This window comes from Streptosporangium amethystogenes (assembly GCF_000721075.1).
GTDB classification, from domain to species: domain Bacteria; phylum Actinomycetota; class Actinomycetes; order Streptosporangiales; family Streptosporangiaceae; genus Streptosporangium; species Streptosporangium amethystogenes.
Genome location: NZ_JOEQ01000005.1, coordinates 12,651 through 27,883, shown reverse-complemented (window position 1 = coordinate 27,883; position 15,233 = coordinate 12,651). Strand labels below are relative to the sequence as shown.

The 15,233-nt window shown below is 66.3% G+C and carries 19 protein-coding genes; 10 read left to right on the top strand and 9 right to left on the bottom strand.

The window, feature by feature from the left end; genetic code table 11:
- Positions 1-141: 141 nt before the first annotated feature.
- Positions 142-1,269, top strand: coding sequence for a hypothetical protein (locus IG98_RS0108080; RefSeq protein ID WP_157594217.1), 1,128 nt, complete (start codon positions 142-144; stop codon positions 1,267-1,269).
- A gap of 267 nt (positions 1,270-1,536) precedes the next feature.
- Here the strand turns inward: IG98_RS0108080 and IG98_RS0108075 are convergent, their stop codons facing one another.
- Positions 1,537-2,337, bottom strand: coding sequence for a hypothetical protein (locus IG98_RS0108075; protein ID WP_157594216.1), 801 nt, complete (start codon positions 2,335-2,337; stop codon positions 1,537-1,539).
- Positions 2,338-2,648: 311 nt separating this feature from the next.
- Here IG98_RS0108075 and IG98_RS50195 point away from each other — a divergent pair, with 311 nt between their 5' ends.
- Complete coding sequence (locus IG98_RS50195; RefSeq protein ID WP_157594215.1) at positions 2,649-3,194, top strand: hypothetical protein; 546 nt, start codon at positions 2,649-2,651, stop codon at positions 3,192-3,194.
- Positions 3,195-3,694: 500 nt separating this feature from the next.
- Here the strand turns inward: IG98_RS50195 and IG98_RS0108070 are convergent, their stop codons facing one another.
- Both IG98_RS0108070 and IG98_RS0108065 read right to left on the bottom strand, forming a co-directional pair.
- On the bottom strand, positions 3,695-3,931 hold the full coding sequence (locus tag IG98_RS0108070; protein ID WP_211263909.1) for a DUF397 domain-containing protein: 237 nt from the start codon (positions 3,929-3,931) through the stop codon (positions 3,695-3,697).
- Positions 3,928-4,785 carry a helix-turn-helix domain-containing protein gene (locus tag IG98_RS0108065; RefSeq protein WP_030907888.1) on the bottom strand — a complete coding sequence of 286 codons (858 nt, stop codon included), beginning with the start codon at positions 4,783-4,785 and terminating at the stop codon, positions 3,928-3,930. Before IG98_RS0108065 ends, IG98_RS0108070 begins: the two co-directional genes overlap by 4 nt.
- Before the next feature lie 335 nt (positions 4,786-5,120).
- Here IG98_RS0108065 and IG98_RS0108060 point away from each other — a divergent pair, with 335 nt between their 5' ends.
- Positions 5,121-6,110, top strand: a complete 990-nt coding sequence (locus tag IG98_RS0108060) for an ATP-binding protein (protein ID WP_030907885.1) — start codon at positions 5,121-5,123, stop codon at positions 6,108-6,110.
- Between the two features lie 123 nt (positions 6,111-6,233).
- Here IG98_RS0108060 and IG98_RS52375 read toward each other — a convergent pair whose 3' ends face one another.
- Complete coding sequence (locus IG98_RS52375; RefSeq protein WP_211263908.1) at positions 6,234-6,407, bottom strand: helix-turn-helix domain-containing protein; 174 nt, start codon at positions 6,405-6,407, stop codon at positions 6,234-6,236.
- Positions 6,404-6,640, bottom strand: a complete 237-nt coding sequence (locus IG98_RS52370) for a DUF6194 family protein (RefSeq protein WP_211263907.1) — start codon at positions 6,638-6,640, stop codon at positions 6,404-6,406. Before IG98_RS52370 ends, IG98_RS52375 begins: the two co-directional genes overlap by 4 nt.
- A 325-nt stretch (positions 6,641-6,965) precedes the next feature.
- Between IG98_RS52370 and IG98_RS0108045 the strand changes: the two genes are divergently transcribed.
- The gene (locus tag IG98_RS0108045; protein WP_030907876.1) at positions 6,966-8,141 is read left to right on the top strand and encodes a macrolide family glycosyltransferase; all 1,176 of its coding nucleotides are present in this window, start codon (positions 6,966-6,968) and stop codon (positions 8,139-8,141) included.
- Positions 8,142-8,370: 229 nt separating this feature from the next.
- Here the strand turns inward: IG98_RS0108045 and IG98_RS0108040 are convergent, their stop codons facing one another.
- Positions 8,371-8,748 (bottom strand): VOC family protein, encoded by a 378-nt coding sequence (locus tag IG98_RS0108040; RefSeq protein WP_030907873.1) that lies wholly within the window; start codon positions 8,746-8,748, stop codon positions 8,371-8,373.
- A 118-nt stretch (positions 8,749-8,866) separates the two neighbouring features.
- On the opposite strand from IG98_RS0108040, the gene IG98_RS0108035 reads away from it, so the two are divergent.
- From IG98_RS0108035 to IG98_RS0108020, 4 genes are all read left to right on the top strand, one after another.
- Positions 8,867-9,256, top strand: a complete 390-nt coding sequence (locus IG98_RS0108035) for a winged helix-turn-helix transcriptional regulator (RefSeq protein ID WP_030907871.1) — start codon at positions 8,867-8,869, stop codon at positions 9,254-9,256.
- A gap of 105 nt (positions 9,257-9,361) precedes the next feature.
- Positions 9,362-10,144 carry a MerR family transcriptional regulator gene (locus IG98_RS0108030; protein ID WP_030907868.1) on the top strand — a complete coding sequence of 261 codons (783 nt, stop codon included), beginning with the start codon at positions 9,362-9,364 and terminating at the stop codon, positions 10,142-10,144.
- A 49-nt stretch (positions 10,145-10,193) separates the two neighbouring features.
- Complete coding sequence (locus tag IG98_RS0108025; protein ID WP_051751810.1) at positions 10,194-11,048, top strand: hypothetical protein; 855 nt, start codon at positions 10,194-10,196, stop codon at positions 11,046-11,048.
- 93 nt (positions 11,049-11,141) lie between these two features.
- Complete coding sequence (locus IG98_RS0108020; RefSeq protein WP_030907862.1) at positions 11,142-11,333, top strand: hypothetical protein; 192 nt, start codon at positions 11,142-11,144, stop codon at positions 11,331-11,333.
- Positions 11,334-11,395: 62 nt separating this feature from the next.
- Here the strand turns inward: IG98_RS0108020 and IG98_RS0108015 are convergent, their stop codons facing one another.
- Positions 11,396-12,082, bottom strand: a complete 687-nt coding sequence (locus IG98_RS0108015) for a response regulator transcription factor (RefSeq protein ID WP_051751808.1) — start codon at positions 12,080-12,082, stop codon at positions 11,396-11,398.
- A gap of 841 nt (positions 12,083-12,923) precedes the next feature.
- Here IG98_RS0108015 and IG98_RS0108010 point away from each other — a divergent pair.
- A complete protein-coding gene (locus tag IG98_RS0108010) occupies positions 12,924-13,289 on the top strand; it encodes an effector-associated constant component EACC1 (protein WP_051751806.1) in 366 nt (121 codons plus the stop codon).
- Positions 13,290-13,292: 3 nt separating this feature from the next.
- A complete protein-coding gene (locus IG98_RS0108005; protein ID WP_030907853.1) occupies positions 13,293-13,784 on the top strand; it encodes a hypothetical protein in 492 nt (163 codons plus the stop codon).
- Positions 13,785-13,802: 18 nt separating this feature from the next.
- Here IG98_RS0108005 and IG98_RS0108000 read toward each other — a convergent pair whose 3' ends face one another.
- Both IG98_RS0108000 and IG98_RS0107995 read right to left on the bottom strand, forming a co-directional pair.
- Positions 13,803-14,186: a hypothetical protein gene (locus IG98_RS0108000; protein ID WP_157594214.1), complete on the bottom strand. Its 384-nt coding sequence runs from the start codon at positions 14,184-14,186 to the stop codon at positions 13,803-13,805.
- Positions 14,187-14,246: 60 nt separating this feature from the next.
- The gene (locus IG98_RS0107995; protein WP_030907847.1) at positions 14,247-15,101 is read right to left on the bottom strand and encodes a helix-turn-helix domain-containing protein; all 855 of its coding nucleotides are present in this window, start codon (positions 15,099-15,101) and stop codon (positions 14,247-14,249) included.
- Positions 15,102-15,233 lie beyond the last annotated feature (132 nt).

The following is a 15,233-nucleotide window of genomic DNA, read 5'->3' as shown; positions in this document are numbered from 1 at the left end:
ATATGGGATCTTTTCCCAATGGGTGAAGTGATCATTGAGTCGTCGGGGACGTTGCATGGGCAGTTGCAGAGAGGGCGGGGGGTTGGTGCCCAACGAGCATTGCGTCAAGCGGACTCCGGAGAGCTCGTCTATGACTGCATCATGCGCGACCCACGTGCGCCAAGAGGTCAGGATCAACGGAGCCTGTTCTACGCCAGGCTCGTCAACGATCTTCGGCTTCCGTTTGGCCCCCTTGTCGAGCATCTCCTCGTCTCGGAGGACGCGGACGATCACGCCGTCGAACTGACCATCTCCGTATTGGGCACCCTCGCAGAGATGGGGTACCGGACAGCAGCCAAAACGCTTAGAGAGTACTGCGCGGAGGGTGTGCACTGGGAGGTGGCCTTCAGTGCTCTGCAACTCATCGACGATCCGACCCTCATGCATGGTCTTGACGAGGTGCTCCTTGACCGCGTCGAAGACGACGAGGAAATTGCCGATCTCGTTTCTTCGGAGTCTCTTGTTACGAAGGAGTGGATCGAAAAGCAGCCCAGAATCGCTGCCGCTCTGAGAAACAATGCCGTCGCGTGGGAGAAGGCCCGTAGCACGAACTCCCGCCACAGCGAGTACACCGACGCCCAACTGTTCTCGATGATCCGATCGAACACCCCTCTCGCCGATACCGCGATCGGAATACTCGGTCGCCGCGGCGACACCCGCGTGCTGGCTATCGTCGAAGGGGTTCCAGAAGATCGCCGCTGGCCCTCGGCCGCCGGGATCGCCAGCGCCGTCTCCCATCTCGGCCCGCCGGCCCTGACTCATGCACGTGTCTGGGTGACCGGCCCGCATCCTTTGCGAGATGTCGGCTATCGCCTGCTCACCAAACACGGGACAACAGAGGATGCCCCTGTCCTGTTGGAACAATTCTCGGCTCAGGTTGAGCGCCGCTCCTGGCCCGGTTTGATAGACCTGGCGATGACGATGGCCCGTCTCCAGGTCAGGGAAGCGGGTCCCGCACTTCGTGAGGCCTGGCATGAGACGCCGAATTCTTTCGATCGGGTTTTCCTGCTGCGGGCCATCCACGAACTTGCCCCTGGTGAAGTGGCCCCCTATCTGACCGAAGCGCTGTGGGACTGCGAACGGGCGACCCGAGCTTTCGGAGCGAAAGTCGCTCCGATGGATAGGGTGGTCCGCGCCAGGATGGAGTTCCTGCACGACGACGAGGCGGAGGAGATCGAGGTCAAAAAGGCCGCCTCTGAGCGGCTGGCCGAACTCGATCACGAAGTCTGACCTGGGTTCGCCGACTTCTCCCCTGCCTCTCCGGGACCTCCCGTCTCACCCCTAACCCTCCACCGCGTGTCGTTTTTAGCAGCGGCGCGACTGGTCAGCCGCGAGCGCCACCGCCCGGCTGCTGCTTTCGACATCCTCGCTCCCACCATCCCGGGGACACCTGCGACAGGGATGACTCCCCAGGTGCAATGACCCGGCTGTCAGATCCACCATCGCGCCGCACACCTACTGGATGCCCGGTCCCTGCCCACTACCCAGGTCCAGTGTCTACCTGTTGGGTTCGGCAACGGGATGAGTGACCATGGGAAGCGGGATCTGATCAAGCCGCACCACGACTGGTTCACCATCCGGGCAGGGGAGTAGGAATCGCCGATCATTCGTGGGGGTCGGGTATTCCGGTAGCCCACGCACGGCCTCCACCAGTGCGGCGGCCCGTCTGTGTGGAATCAGCCGGACTCTCTCCTGGGATAAGGAATCCGCCAGGATGGTAACCACCGCAGAGGCCACATTGATACCTCGTCGGCGGTATTCGGTGGCGTCGGCGCGCGGCACGGGATGGTCCAGTAGGGCAAAGGTTGTTTCCAGCGGCGCCAGCGTGTAGGTCAGTAGCACGTTCTTTCGTCTGACTTGGATTCGCCCCCCTGCGCTGTCCGAGATATGGGCGGCGATGACCGGGCCTTCATCAAGATCTGCGATCTCTGAAAACTGCTCTGCAGTGACATCGATCAGGTGTCCTAGGGTTGGCAGCCACACCACCGTGTGACCGTGAATCATATTGTCTTCCCAGTGCGGGGTTAGGTTACCGTGGGTGACTCTGGCCTTGGCTGAGGCGATTGTGATTTCCGCAGCACGGACCTGAGCGGGGATGCCGAGGTGAGCGTAGGCGTGGACGAGCGTCATGCAGTCGTCAAGACAGCGTTCGGGCGGCAGAAGGTACTCGGCCGCGACCATGTCGATGAACAACGGCAGGAGAGACGGTATCTGCATCGGGTCGGACGGAGCCAGATAAGCCATTAGCCCGCCTACTCGTGCGGCGGCACGCTGCACCGGATCAATGTGTTCGTTCACTCTCTCGACCATGGCCCGACATCGGGGATCACCGGAACGACTAACGGCTCGGGTGTCCGACCGTGACTTGCGGCCCCGCGATTTCGCCACACTCGAAACGTTATCTTCTTGGAAGCTGTCGCAACCGTTAGACATCGCTTTCGATCATCGTTCTCAGTACAAGGACGGTTCACCCGCACACTTGCGGTTACAGGCCCTAGTCTTTGAGCGTGAACGTGGCTGCGCAATCTAAGTTTCCGATGTCTCCCTACGAAGAACGTCGTTGGGCTGAGCTACAGCACCGCTGGTCGCGCAAGGCCGAGGGGCAACAGATGCTTCCGCCAAAGGCGCGCGCGGCTTTCAATGCTGCCGGGAAGACAAAGGGCACTGTATTGAAGGCGGGCCGAGCGATCTCAAACGCCACGTCGGAGCCGGTCGAGGAGCGACTCGAACTCATCACCGACGCGGCGTTCGTTGCTGCCGCTAAGCGCTGTGCAGCGCACCTCCTTGAGTTGGTCACTGACCGGACCACCAAATTGATGGATTGTGAGCAGGTGCTAAAGCACCATCGTTCCGCAGGCCGCGATGTCGAGTCGCTCGCCGACTTAAAGACGCTCGACCTTAAGGACCTCGACGACTACACCCGAAGGATGGCACTGAAGTGGAGCACCGGCGGGGCACTCCAAGGTGGCGTGAGCGGCAGGGCTAAGGTGGCCGAGCCTGCTGTGTCGTCTGTTCTCTGGGATATTGAGACGATCACAAGTATTGAGATTTTCCGGAGATCCCGCTGGTCCGCCTGCCACTCCAGTAGGGACGACTCACCTTCTAGTCTTCTCAAAAGTCCCAGAAGTTATGATCGACTCAGTACCTCGGAATGAGACCCAGCGCGCATAGGAGTCGAGCACGGCATCGCGTATATTGCACAGGGCTGCGAGGACATTGGACTTGCCCGACGCGTCCGTACCCAAGATACCAACCAGGGGATGCGCCCGTACCAAACGCTGCAGACCAGCGGTACCTCGTCGTCGTCAAGAGTGACGATCTGCATGAGCCTCCTGGCCGCGACCTACTCCTTCAGCGGGGCTCGGGCTTCAGACATGGTCAGGTTTTTCGTACGAGGGAAGATGACGGGATCAAGCCGTCGGGGATCGACAGGCCGACGTGCACTTCTCGCCATTCACGTACCGTCTGACCTACCAGGTCAAGCAGGAGTCCGAATTCGTAAGCACGGGGTATCACGCTGACGCTGTGGAAGGTGTGCCGGTCGATGACGGCTCCGACCGCGATCCGTTATGCCTCTTCGGTCTCTCCCGCTTGGGCGGGCACGGAGATGTATGTAGCAATAATCAGTCTTTACAAACCAGATGATCTCGCAAGTTCAGGGACGTCGGAGTTCGCCGCGTTCGATGCCGCCGGTGAAGGCGTCGTACTCGGCGTCGGTGAACAGGTGCGGGGCTTTCTCCGGGTTCTTGGAGTCACGCAGGGCCACGATGCCTCCGTCCAGGAAGGCGATCTGAACGCAGTTGGTGCCGCCGCTGCTGAGGCTGCTGGTCTGCCAGCGGACGTTGCGGAGCTGGGTCTCGATCCAGTCGGGCTGGAGGGTGTTCTTGTTCACGAGAGGTCCTTGGCGATCGTGGTGAGAAGCGGGAGGGAGGCCTTCGGTGACAGTGCGTCGGACTTCAGCAGGTCGCCGGTCGTGCGATAAAGCTCAACGGTCTCAGGTTCGTTCAAGTGCAGGGAGGCGCGCAAGGACTCGACGCACACCAGATCGCGGCCCGCAGGAAAGGACATGAGCATGAACGGGCCGTCCATTCCCGCGTGGGCTCCTGCGGAGAACGGCAGGACCTGGATGGTGACGGTGGGGTTGGTACGGGCGAGGTGGATCAGGTGCTCGATCTGAGCACGCATGCAGGATCGGCCGCCGACTTCCTGTCGCAGCAGGCCCTCGGGGAGCACTGTCCAGATCTTCAGCGGAGGTCGACGCTCCAGCATGGTGCGCTGATGCTCCAGTCGCAGGGCCACGAAGTGGTCGATGTCTTCGGGGGTCTTCCAGACCCTGCTTCCTTCGGTCACCGCTCGGGCGTACTCGAAGGTCTGGAGCAGACCGTGGATGGCGAGTGGGTTGAAGACGAACAGGCCATTGGCGGTTTCAACCTGGGAAAGGTAGTCGCCGAGTGGGTCATCGACCACGCCCTCGTAACGTTGCCACCAGTCGGCTTCGCCGGCACGGCGTACGAGGTCGCGGAGTTCTTCTCGTAGAGCGGCGTCGGTGATGCCGAAGACCTCGAAGAAGTGCGGAAGCTGCTGAATCTTCAATCCTTGTAGCCCGTTTTCGATCTTGCTGACCGTGGAGAGGGACTGGTAGCCGAGGCGACTCGCCGCTTCTTCCTGAGTCCAGCCGAGAGCTTCACGGATGCGCCTGAGCTCTGCGCCCAGACGTCGGCGCCGCGGGGTGGGTTCGACGGGCATGGCCACCTCCTTCCTCGTGGGGAGCGTAGTGCTCGGAACAGCGTAGGGAAGCGTCATCCCCTGAGGAAAGACTTTCTTCTAGGAATGACTTGCCCAAGGGCAGCTTGCACTGCATCATCTAGGCGCGACAGCAGTGAGTGTTTGCGCAATCACAGAAAGACATGACCGCTGGCCCTGTCAGTCCGCCTTCCTGGAGACGTCCCCATGCCTGCCATCGGTCCTGACACCGCCGTTGACCTCACGCTTTCCCACCGGGGCGAAACACAAGCGAGCCCGCCGAGCATCTGCCGACCTGATCGCAGAACTGCCCCCAGTCCCACCCGTTAGGAGCAACGATGCTCATCGAGCACGTTCCCGTCCCGGACCCCGGCGAGTACGGCAGGGCCCAGAACCGCTTCCGGATGACCGCCTGGTGCCTACCGCCCGGCAACGCGGCTCGACGGGCCCGGGAGTTGTTCCGCGACCAGCTGGCCAAGCTGCCCCTCTCCACCGACGTGCTCGACGAGCTGGAGATCGTGGTCTCCGAACTGGTCACCAACGCCACCCGCTACGCCCCCGGCCCTTACGAACTCCGCCTCCTGCACGACCACGGCCTGCCTGTCCGCGCCGAGGTCGTCGATGCCGGAGCCGGAACCACCCTTATCGACTACCTCCTGCACCGCCCCCGGCCATCCCTGAGCGCGTCGACGACCTCGAACTCGGCGGCCGGGGCCTGCGCATCGTCACCGAACTCACCCACGGCCACTGCGGCACCCAGTGGACCCGCCTGTGCGGCACCGGCCAGCTCGGCACCGGCGTCTGGTTCGACCTGCCGACTCAGCGGCACCGGCCCTGACCTCTTAGACCTCCGGGCAGCCGGGATCGCCCCCCGATCCCCGCCGACCCCGGAGCCGGTCCACGCCTACGGCTCCCCCGTGCCGGGCGTGGACCGTACAAAAAGGCCGGCGTTCCCGGATCTGGTCCCCCCTCGTCCGGGACGCCGGCCTCCCCACCCCACGGTGACGTGGCAGAAAGCGATGGTTCCCATGGTCACACCGGCAAACGAACCCCTCCGCCCCAAAGGCCGCCGCCGTCGCGGCGCAGACCCTGCCCGTACCGACCCACCCGCGGCGAGCGCGGACAACGCCACCGAACTGGCCCGCGACCTGGAAGCCCGCCATCCGGGATGGGTCATCCTCTGGCGCCACTGGGCCCGCCGCTACTGGGCCTTCCCCACCTGGGACGCCAACGCCTCCGGACCCATCGAAGCCAGAAACGTCCAAGACCTGCTGGTCCAGATCAACGACGCCGAGCTCCAGTACTCACCACCAAGCGGCAACAACTAACCCACACCCCACCGACCGGCGCCCCGACCGCGAACGTTCGCCGGGTCAGGTCCCCCGGGATTAGCCAAAACGAGGTGGCTCGCCGATCCTCACCGACAAACACCTGAGAACCGGCGAACGGTGTTAGGCGATGGCAGCGATGTCACCGTCGTCGAAGTAGATCGACTGATGGAGCCGACCGCCCAAGGCGGTGGCGTACCGGGCGAGAACATCCTGCCCAGAGATCTTGCCTTGCTCAATCTGCGAAATACGGCCCTTGGTGACCCCCATGCGCTGCGCGATGTCCTGTTGGGTCATCCCGCGGCTGTGGCGGATCTCGGCAAGGCGGTGTCCCTGTACCTTGGCGAGAAGTTCTTGGTCACGACCATGGCGAAGGGCTGGGGCGTTGCCGAGGTGACGCCATCGGGTGCGTAGTAGAAGAACGTGTCGCCCCAGCTGACCTCCGGCGAGCCGTCGCCGGGTGCCGGCCTGAGAGTCAAGACGCCGTCGACGAAGCTGATGATCTCGTCCATGATCATGTACTCCAGCATGGCGTTAAAGTGCTTGTGGAGACTTTGCGACTGAGATCGAGAGGCTTCGCCAGGGGCGACCATCTATGCGACAGGCGTGACGACCTCTTGTTCACTGCCAGAAGAAGTCGTCGTAGGCACAAGCCGCGGCAATAATTCGGTTGGGCGAGGTGGGCGGGTAGGTTAGGCTCTCGCGCGTGATCTATTTCATTCGCCTGCGCTCAGCCTGACACGGCGCGACCGCCGGGCCTGCCCGCCATCGGGCGGCCCCCTTTGAGCGACCCTGTCCTTCGGGTCTTCTCCTGCGCGCCGTCGGAACACCTCGTTCGAGAACCGACAGGACATCATGCGTACGCGCGAACACATCGCCATGATCGGCTGCACTGCGCCGAGTCACATCTATCCCTCACTGGCCGTCATCACCGAACTCGTATCCCGTGGATACCGGGTGAGCTACGCGGTCGGTGAGGCCCTGACCGGGCTGGTGGAGCCCACCGGCGCCGAAATCGTCGCCCACCCCTCGCTGCTCCCGACCAGCGAGGCCGACTGGCCGGACGATCCGGCTTCGGCCATGCACGTCTTCCTCGACGAGGCGATCGCGGTGCTGCCGCACCTCATCGACCGCTACGACAACGACCGACCCGACCTCCTGCTCTATGACATCGGCGGGCTGCCCGCACCCGTGCTGGCCGTGCGGTACGGCATCCCCGCCGTGCAGCTTTCCCCCACGCTCGTCGCGTGGGACGGCTACGAGCAGGATCTGGCCGAATACGTCGACGCGATGCGGACATCGGAGTCGGGCGAGCGCTACTACACGGCGCTCACCGCCTGGCTCCGCGACAACGGCATCGAGCGGGACGCCTGGGACTGGCAGTCACGCCCTGACCGCGCCCTCTCCCTGATCCCGCGCGTGATGCAGCCCAACGCCGACCGGGTGCCGTCGAACGTCCGGTTCGTGGGGCCGTGCCTTTCTCCCCGGCGGCTGGCGGAGACCGGTTGGACGCCGCCCGGCGATGACAGACGGGTGCTGCTCGTCTCGTTCGGCACCACCTACAACGACAGGCTCGACATCTACCGGGCGTGTCTCGAAGGTTTCGCCGGTTCGGACTGGCACGTGGTACTCGCGGTGGGCGGATGTGTCGACCCTGCGGATCTCGGTCCGCTCCCGGACGGCTTCGAGGTGCACCGCACCGTGCCGCAGCTGGCCGTACTGGCCGAGGCCTCGGCGTTCATCACCCACGCGGGAATGGGCGGATGCGTCGAGTCGCTGTGGTTCGGCGTGCCGACCGTGGCGATCCCCCAGGCCGTGGACCAGTTCGGCAACGCGGCCATGCTCGAACAACTCGGTGTCGGAAAGCATCTGCCCACCGAGGAGGTCACGTCGGCGACCTTGCGCTCCACGGTCGAGGAGGTCGCGGGATCGGCGGAGGTGGCCGCCCGCCTGGCGGAGATCCGTGCGACCGTACGGGCTGACGGCGGCGTCGACCGCGCCGCGCAAGCGGTGGAGTCGTTCCTGAGCTGAGCCCTCGTCCTCGCGGGGCAGGCCCCCTGCCCCGCGAGGCCGGTGTCACGACGGTGCGGTGACCCGGAACATGTAGCAGCCGAACACCTCCTCAAGGTGCGACAGCTCGGCTCCGCTTCCGTGACCACGTGGCGCCCGCCTCGTCCTTCCCGGTCAGCCGGACCTGCCCCGGCGCCAGTAGGCGCTCACCGCTCGGACCGCTCAGCGCGTCGTACGCGGCACGCCGGGCTCAGCTCCCGATGATCCGCTCGACCAGTTCGGGTACCCACTCGACGTACTCCACCTCCGGCCCGCCGGCGTGCCGGGCGTAGAGGAACCGTCCGGTGGGGCTCGTGCTCATCGCGGTGGTGATCTCGGCACCGTGCGCCTCCAGGGCGCGGACCTGCTCATCGAGGTCGGAGACGATGACGGTCGCCGAGGCATGGGCGTACCTCGCTCGCTCCTGCTGCGGTCCGGCCACGATGAGGAGGTCGCCGATGGCGGCCAGCTCGACGCCGTCGAAGGCGAACCGCAGGTCGGGTTCGGCCCCGACCATCTCCCGCAACAGGGGCAGCGCCCGGTCGAGGTCGTCGGCCCACAGGCGGCCATAGGTCTTCAGGATCGTCATGGGACCTCTCCCGGTCGGCGTGCCTTCCGGCCACACTCTCTTGTAGTTACCCGGTAACCGTAGAAGAGTGTGCGTTGACGTGGAAGAACGCACTTTCCGGAAAGGGAGGCACCTCGCGGTGACCGAGCAGCTCAGCCCCGTGCCGCACCGGGCGGACCTGACCCGTGCCGACTCGCTGGCACGCGAGATCTTCATCGGGATCGCCAACAAGTGGGCCCTGCTGATCGTCAACGTGATGGGCGAGCGCACGTTGCGCTTCACCGAGCTGCGCACCGAGATCGAGGGCATCAGCCACAAGATGCTGACCCAGACGTTGCGCGGACTGGAACGCGACGGGCTCGTGGACCGGGTGGTCCACCCGACGGTTCCCCCGCGCGTGGAGTACACCCTGACCGCCGCGGGCCGGGAACTGCGGGACACCGTCAACGGCATCTGCGGCTGGACCCGCCGGCATCTGGACCACATCGAGCAGGCCCGCCGCCGCTACGACGCCACAGCCCGGCGGTGACCTTCGGACAGCGGGCGACCGCCGCGGAACTCAGCTGCTGTGATCATAGGTCGAGGTCAGGGAGGAGCTTGACCTTGACGCGACGTCAACGTCTGTAATACAGGCATGCGAATCGGAGAGGTCGCGGCGCTGGTCGGCATCACCACCCGCGCCGTGCGTCATTACCACCATCAGGGACTGCTGTCAGAACCGCCGCGGCGGCCCAACGGCTACCGCGTGTACGGCCTGCGGGACGCGGTCGAGCTGGCACGGATACGGCGGCTCACCGAACTCGGTCTGGCCCTTGAGGAGGTACGCGACGTCCTGGCCGACGACCGAGGCCGTGACCTGCACGAGGTGCTCGTCGAACTGGACGCCGACCTCGCCCGCCAGGAGCGGGCGATCCAGGAGCGCCGGTCCCGGCTGGCGGTGCTGCTGGAAAAGGCCTCCGGCGCCGATCTCGCCCCCGACGACGTGGTCTCCCCCGGGCTGGTCGGGTTGTTCGGCGCGATGTCGACCTCGGCGGCCGAGCTGCCGGAACCCGCGCTGGCGGCCTGGGACCGCGAACTGCTCGCGCTGATGGACACGGCAGCCACTCCCGAGGATCGGGAGCGGCTGTTCGCCGCCATGCGGCCGATGGCCGCCGACCCCGACGCCGTGGCCCGCTCCTACGAGCTCTACCGCAGGCTCGGCGAGCTGACCGAGGCGAGCCCCGACGATCCGCGGATCCCCTCGCTGGCCGCCGAGTTCACCGACCACATCCCGGCCGACCTGCTGGCCCTTCTTGGGCCCGATCTCCCGGGTGCCTCCACCGACCCGCTCGGTGCGGCCTTCCTGGCGGATCTTCCCTCGGCCCAGGCCGAGGTCGTACGCACGACGCTGCGGCTGCTCACCGAACGGCTGTCATGACTTCCTCCCCACGGCTGAAGCCCGGGGTCTCCACGCTGGGGGTATTCAGATGAAGCGGCTGGTCCGCACGATCGCCTACGCGGTGCTCCCCGCGGAGCTGGCCACGGTGGTGTGCCTGGTCGCGGGCGTCCCCATTCCGATGCCGGTGATCCTGGCGGCCGAGGTGGCCGTCGCCACTCTCGTCGGAGTGGAGGCGTTCCTGCTGGCCGGGGCGTTTCGGAGGCATCGGTCGGCGGGCCTGACGGCCGCCGAGGCGGCCGGGGCGGCGCTGCGGGAGCTGGTTCCCGAGCCGATCCTGCGGTTGACGGCGTATGAGGCGCGAGCCATGGCGAGCATCGGATACCTGGTCGCCGGGTGGCGGCAGGGGGTCCGCGGCGACGCCGTCGCGATCGGCTACGCCCGCGAGCAGACCCCCATGATGATCATCCTGACCGTGGTGTGCGTGATCGAGACGGTGGTGCTGGCCATCCTGCTGTCCTGGCCCGTCGTCCACGCGATCGTGCTGGTCCTGGACGTGTACGCCGTGGTCACGATGCTGGCGATGACGGCCGCCGGCATCGTCCGGCCCCATGTCGCCGCCCCGGACGAGCTCAGGCTCCGCTGGGGTGCCCTGTTCGACCTCCGGGTGCCGATGGCGCTGGTCGAGTCGGTACGGGTGGACCGGCGCTACAACCACGAGGGGCTCCTGCGGGTGACCGGCGACGAGCTCTCGCTGGCGGTGTCGTCCCAGACGAACCTGGTCGTCGAGTTGGCGGAGCCGGTGACCGCGGTGCGCCCGCTGGGAGCCGTCGTCACGGCCCGGCGCCTCCGCTGCTATGCCGACGATCCGGACGCCGCCGTCGCCGCGATCAGCCGGGCCCGCGACGGAGCACGGGCGACCCCATCGGCCGCCCAGCCCGACTGAGGATTCGGGCCGACCGGACTCGCCGCTCCCGCCGCCGCGGACGAGCCGAGGCCCGGTGTCCACTTTTGGTCAAGCGACTTCAGCGGCGAGACGGTGTCCTACCCGTCCTCGGTAACCGGCTGCACGACCCTGCCGTTCATCGCGCACTCCGAGTACAACAACACCGGCAAGACCCTCAGGGTGTACCAGACGACGGACTGCTCAAGCTGGTTTTACTACTTCCCGACCAACGACATCCACAGCTTCCTGAGCTTCGACGCCCGCAGCTTCCAACTGGTCGACTGAAACCCCGGGAACCCGGACGGTCGTCTCAGCCCCGGGGACAGCGGCGTTCACCTGGCGGCGGCCTATCGAACCGAATTCGCCCGGCCGGGCAGCCCGCTCATCCCCCGGTAGCGGATCAGGCCGAGTTCGGTCAGGTCGTCTGACCAGAGCCAGCCCTCCTCTTTGGCGATCCTGACCGCCTCCACACGTGTGCGGGCGTCGACCTTGGCGAGGATCCGTGCCAGGTAGTTGCGCACCGTACCGCCGGACAGGCAGAGCCGGTCGGCGATCTCGCCGACCGGTGCGCCCTCGGCCGCGGCCCGCAGGACCTCCAGTTCGCGCGCGGTGAGCGGGTTCGGCTTCGCGTTGAGGGCGGCGACGGCCAGCTCGGGGTCGACGACCCGCTGGCCGGCGGCCACCCGGCGTACGCAGTCGGCGAGCTGGCTCGCCGGGGTGTCCTTGACGACGAAGCCGCGTGCCCCCGCGTCCAGCGCGCGGTGCAGCGCGGCCGGGGTCGCGAGCCCGGTCAGGATCACCGTGGCGCACTCGGGGAGCCTTCTGTGCAGTTCCGCCGCGGCGGTGAGGCCGTCGGTGCCGGGCAGGCCGATGTCGAGGAGTGCGACGTCCGGCCGGTGCTGCAGGCAGGAGCGGACCACCTCGTCACCGTGACCGACCTCCCCCACGACCTTGATGTCGTGCTCGATGGAGAGCAGGGCGACCATGGCCCCCCGGACCAGGTGCATGTCCTCGGCGATCAGGACGCTGATCATCGATCGTCTCCCCGTCGTCTCACGGTGTGCTCGTGCCTGGCCCGGGGCCACTACCCACACCCGAGGAGACTACCCACAGAATTCAGTCGATTACTGCGTACCAGAGTTAAACACCGAAACGCCCGACATGAGGTTATCGTCCTCACCAGGGAAGATTGCCGTCACCGGCTACGCTCCGTGGACCCTGTAATGGTGTGGACATATAACTCGAATAAGTGCCGACTGTTTAGCGCCCCGTCGGGTCGCCCTCCGCTGACGCCTCATAACGACCTCACCATTTGCTCCGTTGAGGGTGTTCACGGATGCGGTGCGCGGGCATCCGGATCCGGTCGGGTGGTCATCGGCTCCCGGGCGATACCGACCCGGATGGAGGACCGAGGAGGTCGACCTCGATGCCGAGACCGCGGTGCTCGGCTTCCCGGTAGGCGAGCCGGGCCAGGGCGAGATCCTGCCACGGCAGCCCGACGGGGCCGTAGATGACGCGCCGGGACGGGGCGCTCCGGACGAAGCCCTCGCACAGAGCCTCGATGCAGGCGTCCGGGTCGAGCAGGGTGATCAGGTCATGGTGGGCGAGGATCCCAGTTCACCGCGGATCGCCCGGGTCCGGATCCCGTCCTCGCCGGTAAGCCGATATGCCGACAACTTTTGCCTCATGCCCCTAGATCACGCTGATCTTGTGCGCAACACCCCCTATGGGACATATACAAATATTTCAACTTATAAAGGATGCGCAATACCCGGACGCCTCAGTCGTGAGTTGTGAAGTTGAGACCATTAAAGAGCCCTCATCCCTTAAGAGACGCGTCTAAATTGACGGCAGGCGGAAAGGCGGTGACGAATCGTGGACGTACTCGTACGGGCAGAGGCCGACCAGCTTCGCGATCTCCACTCGTGGCTGATCGAGGAACCGGAATTCCGCGGACATGTCCGAATTCTCGAACGGGACAGGGCACCTCACGAACTCGGTCCGACGACCGACCTCCTCCAGGTGGCCCTCGGCTCGGGAGGCGCGGTGGCAGCCCTCGCCGGCATCGTCGTCGCCTGGTTGAACAGCCGCCCCGGCGAGGTCTCGATCCGGATCTCACGCGGTGACCAGGAGGTCGAGGTGACCGCCAAGGGGGTCAAGTCGCTGACCCCGGAGGGCGTGCGGGCGCTCACCGGCCAGATCTCCGAAGCGGTCGCGGACCGCCCTTCGGACGGAGCTTGAGCGGTGAGCCTGCTGTCCCATCGGGCGGCTACGTGCCCGGTTCACGCCCGTCCCCCGTGCCGGCGAGCCCGTACCACGGTTGCCGACCTCGGTGACGGCACCGACGACACCCGCCGGGTGCTCATCGACGACATGTCGCCCGAGCCGGACGGCCCTGGGTACCCGGTCGCCCGCCACGTCCTCGACACGTTTCCACAGGCACGCCTGGTGATCGTCGACGACACCACCCGAGTACGGGACGCGCGGAGTCCTGCCAGGCCGACCCTCACCACGATCCTCGGACTGCACTCCTCCAGGGTCGCCGCATTGGCCTTCACCCCCGACGGCCGCGGCCTGGTGACCGGCTCGCACGACAACTCCGTCCGGCTCCGCGTGATCGACATCCCCACCGTGGTCAAGCGCATATGCGACACCACGGGTATGGCCCTGACGCGGGAGGAGTGGGAGCTGTACATACCCGACATCGGCTACCGGCCGCCCTGTCCGGCCCGCTGAGCGGAGATCCCGGCGGCGTCAGACCGGGGCGACGGCCACGTGGTGCTCCAGCAGGACGTCGGTCAGCAGGTAGCCGCCGCCGATCAGGTGGGTCAGCGGGTGGGCCCGTATCTCCCGGTAGTGGGCGGCGATCCGGAACGCGGCCGCGACCGGGGTGGCGGCGCTCGTCCACAGCGGCCGGTGCCGGTCGGCGGAGGCCGGGACGACCCACCAGAAACGGCAGGCGTCGTCGAGGCGGGCGACCAGCCCGTAGTAGACGGAGACGACTATCTTGCCGGACGGCAGCCGGTGGACGTCCGCCGGGATGTTGTGGGCTCGGGCCAGCAGGGCCGCCAGTTCACGGGCTCGGAGTTCGGCCGGGTGCGGCGCGAGATCTTCGGGGGATGTGTGATCAACGGTCACGCTCGCGAGGTTAGAGATCATCAGATGCTCGCCTCAACGGTGTTGCGCGATGTTGCGGGTTCACTTCTCACCGAACGCGGCGGCCGCGGCCCGCAGCAGGGCCCGGGCCTCCTGCCCGTAGACCGCGGCACCGCTCAGGGCCCGGAACGCCTTCTCGTACACGCCCACGTCGCTCGGGGCCTTGTGCTGGATCTGGCCCGGCACGGTGTCGACGCGGACCCGGTTGGCGTCGTATATCCAGAAGTTCTCCGGCGGCATGAGCGGCGGCCTGATCATCGAGGGGACGATGCCGAAGGACACGTTCGCGACGCCCGAGGTCAGCTCCGCCAGCCGGTCGAGCTGGATGGCCATCTCCCCCGGGCCGACCAGCGGGGTGCGGAGTGCCTGCTCGCCGACGACGAACGCGAACCGCTTGCTTCCGTTGCGCAGGATCTCCTGCTGTTTCAGCCTCGCCGCGACCGCGGCGTCGATGTCGTCGGGGATGCCGCGGAAGTCGATGATGGCGCGCAGGTGGCCGCGGGCGTAGTCGCCGGTCTGGAGCAGGCCGGGGACGGCCGAGTGCTGCCAGACGCGGAACTGGTGGGTCCTGTCGTACAGCGGCTGGAAGGAGCGCTGCACGTGGCCGAGGCCGCTCTCCTCAAGACGGCGCCAGTCGGTGTACATGGCGTCGATGTTCTGGGCGGCCGCGATCAGGTCGACCACCTGCTCGTCGGCGTCGCAGGCCTCGCACCACGTCCGGATGTCGGCCTGGTTGGGCATCTGAACCGCGTTCTCGATCTTGGAGATCTTGGTGTGGTCCAGGCCGGTCTTGGCCGCCAGTGCCCGCCCGGTCAGCCCGGCGTCGGCGCGGAGCGCCCTGAGCCTGGCGGCGAGAATGCCCTTGGCCTCGTCGATGCGTGCTGTGGAGGTCGCCATCTCCGTCACCTCGTCGCCGCGGGGGGTTGATCCTCCGACCGTACGTCGGATGTTGCGATCTGTCCTGAAAGTTGCGAATAGTTGCGGAATGCTGATGAGCGCGCTCCCACTTCGTTATCCGGGAAGCCTGCG

What these genes read in the sequence shown, in the direction of transcription:
- IG98_RS50195 (WP_157594215.1), top strand. Translation starts at nt 2,649, where the DNA reads ATGCTTCCGCCAAAGGCGCGCGCGGCTTTCAATGCTGCCGGGAAGACA.
- IG98_RS0107995 (WP_030907847.1), bottom strand. Translation starts at nt 15,101, where the DNA reads ATGGCGACCTCCACAGCACGCATCGACGAGGCCAAGGGCATTCTCGCC.
- IG98_RS0108080 (WP_157594217.1), top strand. Translation starts at nt 142, where the DNA reads ATGCGCGACCCACGTGCGCCAAGAGGTCAGGATCAACGGAGCCTGTTC.
- IG98_RS52370 (WP_211263907.1), bottom strand. Translation starts at nt 6,640, where the DNA reads ATGCTGGAGTACATGATCATGGACGAGATCATCAGCTTCGTCGACGGC.
- IG98_RS0108030 (WP_030907868.1), top strand. Translation starts at nt 9,362, where the DNA reads ATGCGAATCGGAGAGGTCGCGGCGCTGGTCGGCATCACCACCCGCGCC.
- IG98_RS0108045 (WP_030907876.1), top strand. Translation starts at nt 6,966, where the DNA reads ATGCGTACGCGCGAACACATCGCCATGATCGGCTGCACTGCGCCGAGT.
- IG98_RS0108065 (WP_030907888.1), bottom strand. Translation starts at nt 4,785, where the DNA reads ATGCCCGTCGAACCCACCCCGCGGCGCCGACGTCTGGGCGCAGAGCTC.
- IG98_RS0108060 (WP_030907885.1), top strand. Translation starts at nt 5,121, where the DNA reads ATGCTCATCGAGCACGTTCCCGTCCCGGACCCCGGCGAGTACGGCAGG.
- IG98_RS0108025 (WP_051751810.1), top strand. Translation starts at nt 10,194, where the DNA reads ATGAAGCGGCTGGTCCGCACGATCGCCTACGCGGTGCTCCCCGCGGAG.
- IG98_RS0108040 (WP_030907873.1), bottom strand. Translation starts at nt 8,748, where the DNA reads ATGACGATCCTGAAGACCTATGGCCGCCTGTGGGCCGACGACCTCGAC.
- IG98_RS0108015 (WP_051751808.1), bottom strand. Translation starts at nt 12,082, where the DNA reads ATGATCAGCGTCCTGATCGCCGAGGACATGCACCTGGTCCGGGGGGCC.
- IG98_RS52375 (WP_211263908.1), bottom strand. Translation starts at nt 6,407, where the DNA reads ATGACCCAACAGGACATCGCGCAGCGCATGGGGGTCACCAAGGGCCGT.